A 12,758-nucleotide genomic window follows, 5' to 3' on the forward strand; every position below is an offset into this window, starting at 1 on the left:
AGGACACTACAGGCACTGATGACGGCGGGCCGGTTCCCGGGCGCAGACCGGGAACCGGCCCGGCCAGGGCACGAGAGTGATCGGACCGTGCGTACGGCGCCCCGCACGGCGACCTTCTCCGGCTGGGTCTACGCCGCCTTCGTCATCGACGTCTTCTCCCGCATGGTCGCCGGCTGGCAGGTCGCCACCTCCCTCTATACCGACCTTGCCCTCGACGCCCTGGAGATGGTGATCTGTCCGCGCCGCGACCGCTTCGGCAACTGGGCCAGGGCCGGCTTGGTGGCCTCGATGTGGTCCGCGGCGGTGTTCGAGCCCGCGTTGCCGGGCCGCAGTAGGCCCACGACCGGCTCGCCGCACCCGCCGCGGCCGTGGTCGGCGAACCCATCAGCGGGTGGTGCCCGAACGTCTTCTTTCTGGGTGTCGCGCTCGCGGTGGCGCAGGCTCTCGGGTCTGTTGATGTCTCGCACTGTCCGCTCTCTTGCTTCGGATGCACGAGGCGTGGGCGAGGCGGAATTGCACCCCATCCGACGTTCCTACTCCCTGATAGGCGATGTGACGTGCCTTCATCGCTGCCCGGGTGGTGCGGAGCCACTGCTCCCACCCGGTCGGGGACTGGGGGGCCCGGTCGGCGTGCAGCAGCAGTTGGCCGCAGATCTGGCAGCGGCCCTTCTGCTCCTGCAGGAGTCGCAGAGTCGCCCGGTCCAGAGGGAGCGGGGCGGCTCTGCGTCGCCGCTGGGCCCAGTAGTCGGCCAGGGCGGGGTCGTCCGGGGACGCCGTGCCCTTGACCAGCTGGTGCCGGATGATCTTCGTCCAGGCGAACTTGACGAGGTAGGCGCCGGTCTCCCGGTCACCGAACACCCATCGGTCGTGCCGGGCCGTATTGAAGCGGCCGAAGTACCGGTCCATGATCCAGTGCCTCGACTTCTTCGGGTGCCTGGGCAGCGCCCACCGGTAGGTGAGCTGCCACAAGTAGCTGTCCAGGGAGGCGAATACCTCCTTGGACACCACCGTCCGGTAGTAGGCCGACCAGCCGCGCACGATCGGATTGATCATGCGCAGCACCGCGAGAGATGGCATCCCCGGCCCGGGCGGAAGCCATATGACCTCGCCTCGAACCGGGCCTCCCACTCGGGCTCCAGCGCGTTCGCCCCTTGCCTGTCACCCCCGGGTGGAACGGGAGTCCTTGGGCTTCTTCCTGGAGCTTCGCACCCCGCCGTTGCCAGCGACGCGCGTCCAGGCGGGGACGGGTCATCGGACACGAACCCGGGACTACCCTGTTATCGGCGACACCGCCGACCCCCTCTCCAAGAGCATCCACTCAACACACGCGACCTCGTGTCGCACCTTCACCTGGAAAGTGCCTCCGACAGGAGCGGGGAACAAGGGCCTCAGCAATCCTCATTCTCGCTGGCCAGAGGCGCTTTCTGCTTTCTTGATCACCAGCCGGACAGCCCGCCTCGTGGAAGCGCGAGGCTAGTCGGCTGCCATCGCGACTGACCAGCACAGGGCGGCAGCGGGGCGGTCGGAGCCATTGACGCCGGCTTCGACCGCCCCACGGGAGTCTGCGGACCTGCCCGGGCTGCGGGCGGCCACGGTGGCTGCACATTCCGTGGCTTGCGGCGTGTGCCGAGGCGGCGCGGTTCTCGGCGCCGCCTCGGCACACTGAGCCCATCGGCCGGGTGGCCCGGCCGGGCGCTGTGCGGTCGGTCAGCCCATGTCCGTCAGGAGGGCGTTCAGTTCCTTTTCCTGCTGTGCAGGCGACATCGGCGGGTTCGAGTGGTCGATGCCGAACGTCTTGAGCACCTTGTCCATCTGGGCGTCGATGGAGGTCCAGCCGGTCTGGTCCAGCGGCTGCAGCGATGCCTGGTCGGCGTCCCACAGGTCGCGCAGCGACTGGGCGGCCGCGTGCGCGCCGGTCGCGTTGCCCGAGCGTGCGTCCTTGAGCGAGGTGGAGGCCAGGGTCTTCAGCGCGGTGACCTTGGCTGGCGGGAACTTCTTCACCGCCTCGCCGGGGGCCATCTGGACGGCGGAGGTGTTGTCGGTCTCCGGCGCCGGGCCGACGTGCGGCTGGTCGTGGGCCCAGATCAGCAGGCCCATGGTGGCGACGGCGAGCAGTCCGAAGCCGGCCAGCGCGACGCGCTCCCTGCGCGGGTCGCCGGTGGCGTGTGCGGCGTGGGCCGCCTCGTAGGTCTCGGTCACGTCCGAGCGTGTCACCGTCAGATAGACCACCGTGGCCAGGATCAGGCCGAGGAAGATCAGGCTGGTGGTGAACGTGCCCAGGTCGAGACCGGTCGGGTCGCCCGGGTTCTGGGCGACCTTGGGGGAGGCCAGCCAGTCGCCGATGTTCGCGCCCAGCGGGCGGGTCAGGATGTAGGCGAGCCAGAAGGACAGCACCGGGTTGGCGCCGAACTTCCACAGCAGCGTGATCGCCGCGATGAGGCCGAGCGGCAGCAGGACCGAGACTCCCGGGCTCCAGCCGGTGAGCTCGAGGGTCCAGTCGCCGGTCGCGGTGCCGAGCGCGAAGGTGACGAGAACGGCGAGCCAGTAGAACGACTCCCGCGGAAGCGTCGTGACCGAGTGGATCGAGAGGGTGCGCTCGCGCAGCCACCACACGCCGAAGACCACCGCGAGCAGCACCGAGAACACTGCGGAGCTGATCCACAGCGGCACGTTCAGCTGGTCGGTCAGGATGTCCGTGTACAAGGTGCCCGTGACGCTGACAACGACCACGGTGAGCCAGTAGGGGAAAGGAACGTACCGCTTCAGCCGCAGCTGGACGGCCAGGACCACCACGAACACCGCGGTGAAGATCCAGGCCGTGTTCACCAGGCCGACGCCCAGCTTCATGTTGATCCAGTCGGCGAAGCTCTCACCCACGGTGGTGCACAGGACCTTGATCACCCAGAACCAGATGGTGACCTCGGGGACCTTGTTCAGCATGAGGCGCCCGCTGCGCGTGTGTGCTTCCGTTGTCGTTGTCATGCAGGGAGGTTTGCGCGGGGAACCTGCAAGCAACCTGACTACGTGCTCGCCCGCGCGGCCGGGAGTGTCACCTCGACGTGGCCGCGGCCGTCCGCGATCGCACGGACCTCCACACCGGCCGAGGCGGCGATGCGCCGGACCACAGGCAGCCCCAGCCCGTACCCGCCGCCGCCGGTCACACCCGCTTCGAAGACCCGGTCGACGTCCGCGGGATCGAACCCGGGTCCGTCGTCCAGCACATCGACCACGATGGCCTCACCCTGGTTGCGCGCGATGATCCACACACGGGACTTCGCATGCCGCAGGCCGTTCTCCAGCAGGGGTGACAGCAGCGACACGGCGACGTCGGGCGCCACGGCCACCTCGATCTTCGCCGGAATGGCGACCTCGACCGCGCGGCTGCCGATCGCCTGCCGCGCGGCGGAGCGCAGATCGCATCTGGTCCCGTCGTCCGTCCGTGCGCGCGCTGCGCGCAGAATCGTCGAGATCGCCGTATCGAGGCGGTCGACCTCGCTCAGCACCGCCTCCGGCGCCACCGGCTCGCCCGACAGCTGTGCCAGCTGCGCCTCGGCCCGCAGGACCGTGAGCGGTGTCCGCAGCTCGTGGGCGATCTCGTCGGTGAGCCTGCGCTCGTCCGCCAGCGCGGTCTCGACGCGCTCCAGGAGGTGGTCCAGAGTCTGTCCCAGTTCCCCGAACTCGTCGCGAGGGACTCCGAGGTTGAAGCGGCGCCCGGGTTCGTGATGACCCCAGTCGTCGGCGAGGGCGGCCATCTCGTGCACGACCCGCAGCGCGCGGTGCACCACGAGGTGCGCGACACCGCCGGCGAGGAGGATCGTGAGGCCGCCCAGGATCAATGACAGGGTCAGGCTGCGCTGCTCGGATGTCTCGTAGGGCATGAGGTCCACCCGGACGATCACCATGACGTGGTGGCCGTCGATCGGGACCTGCCGCGCGTACAGGAGGTAATCGCCGACCGACGCGGTCTGCGACCGCCCCGAGTCCGCCAGTTCCTCGACACGATCGACCACGCTCGGCGGTACGTTCCCGTCGATCAGGCGGCCGTCGGCATATACCCAGGCGACCTCGTCCAGCGCCTCGCTGCCGTTCTCCGTGAGCGCGACACGGCCGCCCTCGGCGGTGATGTTCCCCGCGACCGCCTCGGCACGAGTACGCGCCAGGTCGCGCGCGTCGGCGTCCGTCACCCGGCTCAGCAGCACGTGCGAGACCACGACCAGCACCGCGACCACGGTGGTGGCGATCAGCACAGTGAGCGCGACGACCCGCTTACGGAATCCCGTCACTGCCATCGGTAGCCCACGCCACGGACGGTCACCAGACGCTCGGCCACACCCAGCGGACCGAGCTTGGCCCGCAGCCGACGCACAAACGAGTCGAGGGTGTTGTCGCTGACCTGAGCCCCGTGCGGCCAGCCGGCAGCGATGAGGGCGTGGCGGCGTACCGCGTCGCCCGGCGAGGCGATCAGGCGGCCCAGCAGCCGGAACTCGGTCGGGGTCAGGCTCATGCTCACCGAATCGTAGGTCACCACGTGCTTCGCCGGATCGAGGACGACCTCCCGCGGTGCGGGTGCAACGGTGGCCCGGCGTAGCAGGGCACGGACGCGGACCAGCAGTTCCGGGATGTCGAAGGGTTTGGTCATGTAGTCGTCGGCGCCGGCCTCGAAGCCGCCCACCTTGTGATGCAGGCCGTCCAAGGCGGTGAGCATCAGTACCGGCGCGTCGACGCCGCGAGCCCGCAGAGCCAGGCAGACGTCGCAGCCGTCGGCGTCCGGCAGTCCGAGATCCAGGATGACCAGATGGGGCGCCGGTGCGAGCTGCCGCAGCAGGCTGTCGGCCGTGGCGGCGACCGACACGGTGTGGCCGTCGTACTCTAGGGCACGCTTGAGGACGCCGCGGACCGCCGCGTCGTCTTCGCACACCATGATGAAAGCCACGTGCTGACCCTAGATACTCCCGTCCCAGTTCTCCATCTGCCCTGGTCAGCTGCCTGACAGTCGGGAGCGGGCCGCTGGTGCCGCACGCCCCTGCCCTGCCATGAACCAGCGACAGTCAGGCGCGACCGGCCGAGCCGCAGCAGCGGGGGTTCGCGGGAGGGAGCAGTACATCGACGCCATCGCGCCAGGTCACCGCTCGCTCTCCGACCGGGTGAGCGCGCTGATCCTGAAGGAATCCCCGCAGGCGAGCGTGGCGCTGTCACACGGAATGCCCACCTTCCAGGTCGAAAAGCGCAGGCTGCGCATCGGAGCGCCGTATGTGCCGGCGAGGAGCAGGGCGGTGGTGCCGCGGCCGGAGCCGACGTCGAGTATCCGGAGGTCCTCGGCCTGGTTCAGGGCAGCGGTGAGGCGCGCCGCCGCGCGAAGGGCTGAGCAACGGCTGACTGCTCTGCCGCGCCGGACGCCGGGCATGCCGTGCAGCGCCTCCCGGGCGAGGGCAGCCAGGGGCCAGGTGCTCCGTATTCGTGCCACGCACCCGGCACGGTGTGACTTTTCCCGGGGGCACTTGCCGCCGCATGACCAGCACCACTTAGTCTTACAACTTGTAGTAGTTGCCAAGAGTGTCAGCCGGCCCCAGGCCAGGTCCCCCGCCCACCACCAAGGGGGGGTCCGTGACAACGGTGGGTACGCCTGTGCCTGGCAGAGGAGTAGCGAGTATGAGTGAACACCGGCGCCGAACGTCGGAGAGGACCGGGCCGTCAGTCTCGGACGGCGTGCCGCACGGCGGTCGGGCAGCGGCGCGCAGGGCCGCCCGGGGCGGCGCCGGACGGGGCCGCCGCGCGGCGGACACGCGACGTGCGGAGGCCGGGCGCTCCGGCCGGCGCGGCCTCAGCGCCCACCCGCGGGCGGGTAGGCGTGGCCTTCGGCGGTGGCTGCCGTCGTGGAAGCTGGTGTGCGGCACGTTCCTGCTGTTCTTCGGCGGCCTGGTGGGTCTGGTCGGGTACGCCTACGCCACGACGACGGTTCCCAGCGCAAACCCGAGCACGCAGGCACAGAGCAACACGTACTACTGGTCGGACGGCTCAGTGATGGCCACACAGGGGTCGACGAACCGTCAGAACATCGACGTCGCCCAGGTCCCCAAGCTGGTGCAGTGGGACTTCCTCGCCGCGGAGAACGCCACCTTCTACACCGACCCCGGCATCGACATGCAGGGCATGCTCCGTGCTGTCTACCACATGGCCATGGGCGGTGAGGTGCAGTCCGGGTCCACCATCACCCAGCAGTTCGTGAAGAACACTTACCTCAGCCAGAACCAGTCGGTCACCCGCAAGCTGAGGGAGATCATGATCTCCCTCAAGATCGGCGGCCAGATGTCCAAGCAGCAGATACTGCAGGGCTATCTCAACAGCTGTTACTACGGACGGGACGCCTACGGCATCGAGGCCGCGGCCCGCGCCTATTACCACGAGCACGCCTCCCAGCTGACCGTCAGCCAGGGCGCGTTCATCGCGGCCACGGTCAACGAGCCGAGCCTGCTGATGCACGCCGACACCGACCCGCAGGCCAGGGCCCAGGCCAAGGCCCGCTGGACGTACGTGCTGGACCGCATGGCCAAGATCCACAAGATCACCGATGCTCAGGAGCAGCAGTACCTCGCCGCCGGGTTCCCCACGCCCAAGCCGTACACGCCGTCGGCGGGGATGTCCGGGCAGACCGGGTATCTGGTGGACACCGCGAAGAAGTACGTCGAGGCGCACTCGTCGATCACCGAGCAGCAGCTCGGCCACGGCGGCTACCAGATCTACACCACCTTCGACAAGAAGAAGGTGAACGCGCTGTCGGCGTCCGTCGCGGCGATGGAGCAAAAGCACCTCGATCCGAAACACCGCTCGGCCGACAGGAACGTCCAGGTCGGCGCGGCGTCCATCGACCCGTCCACCGGCGCGGTCGTGGCTCTGTACGGCGGAGCGGGCTGGAACAAGGGCCACTGGACCGACAACGCCGACGCCACGGGCGTGCCGGTCGGCTCCACCTTCAAGCCGATCGACCTGGCCGCCGCCCTCGACCACGGCGCCGTGCTCTCCCCGGGTCAGCCGGCCTCACCGATCACCCCCGACTCCAAGTTCAACGGCGACGACGGCATCACCATAAAGAACCAACAGGGCAGGGAACTGCCGGACTCCAGCGACCCCACAGGGCTCCTGCACCAGCGCAATGACGTCACCACGAAATGGGGTTACATCACCCTGCGCAAGGCCATGGAGCAGTCGGTCAACACCCCTTACGTCCAGCTCGGCGAGTACGTCGGCTACGACAACGTGGAGAACGAAGCACTCAAGGCGGGTCTGCTGCGCAAGAGTCTGCAATACGACACCCCCGGCTTCTACATCGGCACCTCCACTCCCTCGGCGATCCGCATGGCCGGGGCGTACGCCACCTTCGACGACGGCGGAGTCCAGCACGAGCCGTACTCGGTGACCAAGGTCGTCGCCGACGGCCAGCAGATGCCCGGCTTCGACAAGCCCAAGGGGGCCACGGCCATGCCCGCTTTGACCGCCGACACCGTCACCGATGTCCTGCAAGACGTAGTCAAGAACGGGACCGGTACCAACGCCCAGGTTCTGGGTCGCCCGGCGGCCGGCAAGACCGGCACGACCGACGACTACAAGTCCGCCTGGTTCATCGGCTACACCCCACAACTGGTCACATCCGTCAGCATGTTCAAGGAGGACCCGAAGAACGCCGGCCTGCAGTCGATGCAGGGCGTCGGCGGGTTTTCCAAGGTCTTCGGCGCCGACATGCCCACCGAGGTGTGGACCGGCTATATGACCACCGCCCTCCAGGGGCAGCCCGTCCGGCAGTTCCCGCCCGCACCCCAACTGGGCCAGGGCACCGACGAATACGGCGCACCCTCACCCACCCCCTCCGCCACCTTGAGCACACCCTCGGCCACCCCGACCCCAGCCAAGCCGAGCCCCGCCTCCGGACCGTGCCGCAGTCGGAAGAAGGTCTGTGCCTCCCCAACCCCGACCGACACCTTGGGCACCACGACCGGCGGGAACGGCGGCCTGACCGGTGGCGCGGGCGGCGGGGGGCTGCTCGGCGGCACCACCGGCGGAAGCACCTCACCCACCCCCACCCCCACCCCCACACCCACCTACACCGGCCCCGGCCGGCATCCGTAGAGCGGTGGCCCGGTAAGACATCCGACAGGCAACCGAGAGACCGCATGGCCAGTTGGCCCATCCCCGGTCACCCACACGATCTCCTCGACGAGGGGGAGGTGAACGTTGCAACTCGTCGAGATGGACACGGCTCTTGCCGATCCCTCAATTTCTACGATACGTAGCAGGTTCCTGGATGGCAGGAGTTACTGCGCCCAGGAGGTGCGCCCGCGCGTGTACCTGGTCGGCCGGCCCGGCACGGGGGAAGTGTGGTGGGCCCGCGCGGTTGACGGGATGTCGTCGGGTGCGGGTGACTCGTGCGGGCCGGAGCCGGATGCGGGCGTCGAGGCCGCCGTGAGGTGCGGCGTCGAGGGTGACGTCGCCCCCGCCGGCCTGGGTGAGCCGCCGGACCATGGACAGGCCGAGGCCGGTGCCGTCGTGGTGGGCGTCGGTGGCCCGCCAGAACCGGTCGAAGGCGCGTTGCCGTTCGGTTTCGGTCATTCCGGGGCCTTGATCGATGACATGCAGCTCGGCCATGGGTGGTGTACAGCGGTTGTCGGCGGATGCCGGGGCGGTTGCGAGGGTGATGGTGGTGCCGGGAGAGGACGCCCGCAGCGCGTTGGAGAGCAGGTTGTCGATGATCTGCTCGAGTGCTCCCGGGACTGCCCACACCGGTCCGGCCCTGGTTCCGGCCACGGTGATGTCGACGCGCTGTTCACCGGCGAACGCCGTCCAGATGGCCGCGCGGTCGGCTACGACGGCGTCGAGGTCGATGACCTCCGGTCTGATCGCCGAGTTCTCCAGCCGGGCCAGGGCGAGCAGTCCCTGCACCATGCGACTGAGCCGTCCTACTTCGCCAATCGCTTCACCCAGGCTGCGCTGGGCGCAGGGAGCGAGATGGGGCTCGAAGTTCTCAAGTCGCAGGCGAAGTGAGGTCAGCGGGGTCTTCAACTGGTGTGACGCCTCGGAAGCGAAGGCTTCCTGGGCGCGGAGCAGGTGCTGGAGCCGGCTTGCCATGCGGGTGAAGGAGGTGGCCAGCTGTCGCAGTTCCGGCGGCCCGCGATCGGCGGCAGGAGGGTCGGTGAGGCGGCCGTCGGCGAGTTGCCCGGTGGCGCATTCCAGGGCTCGGAGAGGTCGGGTGATCCAGCGGGCCAGTGCGAAGCCGATCAGAGCGACCACGGCCATCACACCCAGCCCGACGAGGGCGAGAGCCATCCAGGTGGCGTGGACTTTCCGGGCGAGCGGGTCAAGGGAATACAGGGTCCGCACGACGCAGGGCACCGTGTCGCTGGAGGTGCCGGGCGCGGTGGCGAACAGGACTTTGCCGCCTGGGACGAGGTCGTGGCTGATGCCGGTGGTGGGCCGGTCGCTCAGGGCGGCGGCGATGTCCGGTTCGGAGGAGAGGTTCCTTCCCACGGTGGTGGCGGTGGTGGTATCGGTGAGGACGATGCCCCTCCGGTCGGCGACGACCACGCTGCCGCCGGTGCGCCGAGCGTAGCTGCGGGCCAATTGGGGCAGATCGGAGGCCAGTCCGTGCTCGAGCTTCTCCTCGCACACCGCGGCGAGCGTCACCGCGCTCAGCTCCGCGTTGTGGGAGAACCGGCTCAACTCGCTGCGGGCGTAGATGAAACCGAATGGCACTTCGAGGGCGAGCAGGACGAGCATCATCAGGCTGAGGTAGCTGAGCAGGAGAAGGCGGGTCATCGAACACCTCTGCGGGGCTGAGGGGGCGATGCCTGCGACGTGGCGCCGGCCTTTTCCGGCGGCGTTACGAGACGGAATCCGATGCCGCGGATGTTCTCGATCCAGGAAGGATCACCGAGTTTGCGGCGCAGGGCGGCGATGTGCACGTCGAGCGTCTTGGACGGGCCGAAGTAGTGCGGCTCCCAGACGATGTCGAGGATCTGCTGGCGGGAGAAGACCGCTCCGGGATCCTCGGCGAGGCAGGCAAGGAGGTCGAACTCCTTGGGAGCCAGGGCGATGGGCGACTGGTGCAGGTGCACTTGACGGGTGCGGCGATCGAGAGTCAAGGGCCCGATCCGCTGGGCGCCCGGTACGCCGTCCCGGCCCGGGCCGCTGGAGGACTCCGCCACGGGATCGCCCGGGCCGAGGGACGGAGCGCGGGTCCGGCGCGTGACGGCGCGGATCCGGGCCACCAACTCCCGGATTCCGAACGGCTTGGACAGATAGTCGTCCGCGCCCAGTTCCAGGCCGAGCACGCGATCGACTTCGGAGTCCCGGGCAGTGATCACGATGATCGGGACGGCCGAACGGGCCCGCAGTTCCCGGCAGACGTCGATGCCGTCCATGTCGGGCAGCCCCAGGTCCAGCAGCACCATCTCCGATTCCCCCGCGGACAGGCCGTCGGCACCCGTCCGGGCGTGTTCCACCGTGAACCCGAAGCGGCACAGCCCTTCCATCAGAGGTTCGGCCACCCGGTCGTCGTCCTCGATCAGCAAAACATGCATGCGGTAAGACTCACAAACGGCATGCGTACCGTGCGGGTCAATCGCCGCTGTATTCCCCGTGTCGGTGACCCTGTCCGAGTCGGTTCTGTGACGTCGGGGCAGGTGAGGTCCCCGATGGGCCCGTTGGAATTCCGCCGGATGGCGCAGTCGGAGGCCAGGAGTGTGCGCGGACATCCAGTGTATCGACAGCGGATGGTTAGCAAACAGTTAAGAACCCCGGATGCCGGGGCGCGTCGAGTGACGTGTGGCCAAGAGCTGTTGACGAGCCGGATGCCGCTTGTATACCGGGCTTTGGGCTCGTGGAACTGCGGTGCTGTTCCGCCGTCCGTTCGTTGCTGCGGCGCGACAGCTCCCTGAGCCGAACGCGGGACAGGGAAGTGTTCCGGTCCGGGTAGTCCGCCCGGCCTGCGGTCTTCCTTGTAGTGCTTGCTGTAAGTGCGCTGGATATTCGTTTACACGCTTCCCCGTAGTGTCGATGTGCGGGCGGGCCACAGGCACGCCGCGCGAAAGCAACCCCACATAATTTCTGGAAATAGGCATGCCAAACACAGACTCAAACGCATTCACGAATCGGCCGTCTCCTTCTTGTCTTCCGGGACGGTGATGATGTCTCAGACCGCAGTCGAAGAGCTGCGCCGGGTGCGCCCGGATCTGGTGGAGCCGTTCTTGCACGCGCTGCCGGCAGCACGTGCCACCGTGCTGGGCCGGCTGTGGGGCGCTTTCGCCCGGGAGCCGGTTCCTGGAGTGACCGGCCGGCGGCGAGAGGCGGAGACACTGGTGGTCACTCTGGACGGCGGCGGCCGTCTCGCCGCCTCCGCCGCGTGTGCCCAGCGGTTCGCCCAGGTTCCCGAGGACTTCACCGTCATGGGGCCCGAAGGGCCCCTCCGTGGCCCGGCAGAGCTGCTGGCGCAGCTGAAGTCGCGTACCGCCGCGGCGAGCCGGCTTGCCGCGGAACTCGACAACAGCGTCGTCAACCTTGCTCTGGCCCGCGCCGCGAACGCCGGAGGACGCCCTGGGCTGAGTGATTCGGTCGACGCGGAGCAGGCGGTCATCGACGGCCACCCCCAGCACCCGTGCTGCCGCACCCGCACGGGCATGTCCGTCGCCGATGTGCTCGCCTACGCGCCCGAACACCATCCGGTGATCCAGCTGGCCCTGCTCGCCGTCCCGGCCGACCGCCTGCAGAAAGCCGGCACATGGCCCGCCGAACTGCGTGACGGGGACACGTTCCTGGTCCCGGTACATCCCTGGCAGCGGGACCACGTACTGGTACGCCACCGCGACCTCACCCTGACGCGGCGCACACTCCCGGCCCGGCCGCTGCTGTCACTGCGCACCCTGGCACCCTTGGCCGATCTCGCCGGCTGCCACATCAAGACCGCGCTCGACGTACAGGTCACCAACTACCGCCGCACCATCTCACCGGTCGAGGTCGCCGACGGGCCGCCCCTGTCGGAGCTGGTCTCGGCGGTCGTCGACAAGGCCGGGTTCGGCGGAAGCCTGCGGGTCCTGCGTGAGCTGGGCGGCGGCGCGGTACGGGTGGACGGCAAGGCGTCCGCGAGCCTGGCCGCGATGGTCAGGGAGTCCACCGAGTGCCACCTCGACGACGGCGAGATCGCCGTTCCGCTGACCGCGGTGCACGCCACCGGCGCTGCTCCGGTGGCAGGTGATCCTGTGCGCTGGCTGGCGGACTTCGCCGAGCTTGTGCTCCCTCCCGCGCTGACGCTGCTGTCCATGGGGGTGGCCCTGGAGGCCCACGGACAGAACACCCTGGTAGTACTGCGAAACGGACGGCCGGTGCGGGTGCTGTACCGGGACCTGGACGGGGTACGGATCAGTCCCCGCCGACTGGCCGCCTGCGGGTTCACACTGCCGGTTCTGGAAGGCACCCGTGCCGGCGACGACCTGGACGCGCTGCGCACCAAGCTGTTCGGCGGACTGCTCAGCGGGGTCTTCAGCGAACTGGTCGACGTCCTCGCCCGCACCCGTGCCGCAGACCCCGGGACACTGTGGGAGACGGTGGCCGAGACCGGCCGCCGCGTGTACGGCGACCTGCCCGACGACGAGGACGCGGCAGCCTTCTTCGGCGACACGCTGCCACTGAAGGCGACCATCGCCATGCGTCTGGCCCAGGACACCGGCACGGCGCAGTGGGCTCCCGTCCCCAATCCTCTCGCGCAGCACCGCTGA

The 12,758-nt window shown here is 69.0% G+C and carries 8 protein-coding genes and 3 pseudogenes; 3 read left to right on the forward strand and 8 right to left on the reverse strand.

Annotation, left to right across the window (positions count from 1 at the left end):
* Positions 1–111: 111 nt before the first annotated feature.
* Positions 112–243: pseudogene (locus AC5WS8_RS25450) on the forward strand (IS3 family transposase); the annotation flags it as partial.
* Here the strand turns inward: AC5WS8_RS25450 and AC5WS8_RS25455 are convergent.
* From AC5WS8_RS25455 to AC5WS8_RS25480, 6 genes and pseudogenes are all read right to left on the reverse strand, one after another.
* Positions 207–412: pseudogene (locus AC5WS8_RS25455) on the reverse strand (IS1380 family transposase); the annotation flags it as partial. The pseudogenes AC5WS8_RS25450 and AC5WS8_RS25455 sit on opposite strands and share 37 nt — an antisense overlap.
* Before the next feature lie 491 nt (positions 413–903).
* A pseudogene (locus AC5WS8_RS25460) lies at positions 904–1,077 on the reverse strand (group II intron maturase-specific domain-containing protein); the annotation flags it as partial.
* A 630-nt stretch (positions 1,078–1,707) separates the two neighbouring features.
* The gene (locus AC5WS8_RS25465) at positions 1,708–2,982 is read right to left on the reverse strand and encodes a COG4705 family protein (protein WP_496105782.1); all 1,275 of its coding nucleotides are present in this window, start codon (positions 2,980–2,982) and stop codon (positions 1,708–1,710) included.
* Between the two features lie 38 nt (positions 2,983–3,020).
* The gene (locus AC5WS8_RS25470) at positions 3,021–4,289 is read right to left on the reverse strand and encodes a sensor histidine kinase (protein ID WP_496105783.1); all 1,269 of its coding nucleotides are present in this window, start codon (positions 4,287–4,289) and stop codon (positions 3,021–3,023) included.
* The gene (locus AC5WS8_RS25475) at positions 4,280–4,933 is read right to left on the reverse strand and encodes a response regulator transcription factor (RefSeq protein ID WP_496105784.1); all 654 of its coding nucleotides are present in this window, start codon (positions 4,931–4,933) and stop codon (positions 4,280–4,282) included. The genes AC5WS8_RS25470 and AC5WS8_RS25475 overlap by 10 nt, the downstream gene beginning before the upstream one ends.
* Positions 4,934–5,122: 189 nt before the next feature.
* Positions 5,123–5,464: a hypothetical protein gene (locus AC5WS8_RS25480; protein WP_496105785.1), complete on the reverse strand. Its 342-nt coding sequence runs from the start codon at positions 5,462–5,464 to the stop codon at positions 5,123–5,125.
* Positions 5,465–5,883: 419 nt separating this feature from the next.
* Here AC5WS8_RS25480 and AC5WS8_RS25485 point away from each other — a divergent pair, with 419 nt between their 5' ends.
* Positions 5,884–8,121: a transglycosylase domain-containing protein gene (locus AC5WS8_RS25485; protein ID WP_496105786.1), complete on the forward strand. Its 2,238-nt coding sequence runs from the start codon at positions 5,884–5,886 to the stop codon at positions 8,119–8,121.
* 144 nt (positions 8,122–8,265) lie between these two features.
* Here AC5WS8_RS25485 and AC5WS8_RS25490 read toward each other — a convergent pair whose 3' ends face one another.
* A complete protein-coding gene (locus AC5WS8_RS25490) occupies positions 8,266–9,804 on the reverse strand; it encodes a sensor histidine kinase (protein WP_496105787.1) in 1,539 nt (512 codons plus the stop codon).
* A complete protein-coding gene (locus tag AC5WS8_RS25495) occupies positions 9,801–10,568 on the reverse strand; it encodes a response regulator transcription factor (RefSeq protein ID WP_496105788.1) in 768 nt (255 codons plus the stop codon). The genes AC5WS8_RS25490 and AC5WS8_RS25495 overlap by 4 nt, the downstream gene beginning before the upstream one ends.
* A gap of 606 nt (positions 10,569–11,174) precedes the next feature.
* Between AC5WS8_RS25495 and AC5WS8_RS25500 the strand changes: the two genes are divergently transcribed.
* Positions 11,175–12,758 carry an IucA/IucC family protein gene (locus tag AC5WS8_RS25500; RefSeq protein WP_496105789.1) on the forward strand — a complete coding sequence of 528 codons (1,584 nt, stop codon included), beginning with the start codon at positions 11,175–11,177 and terminating at the stop codon, positions 12,756–12,758.

Source organism: Streptomyces sp. PTL18 (assembly GCF_059510295.1).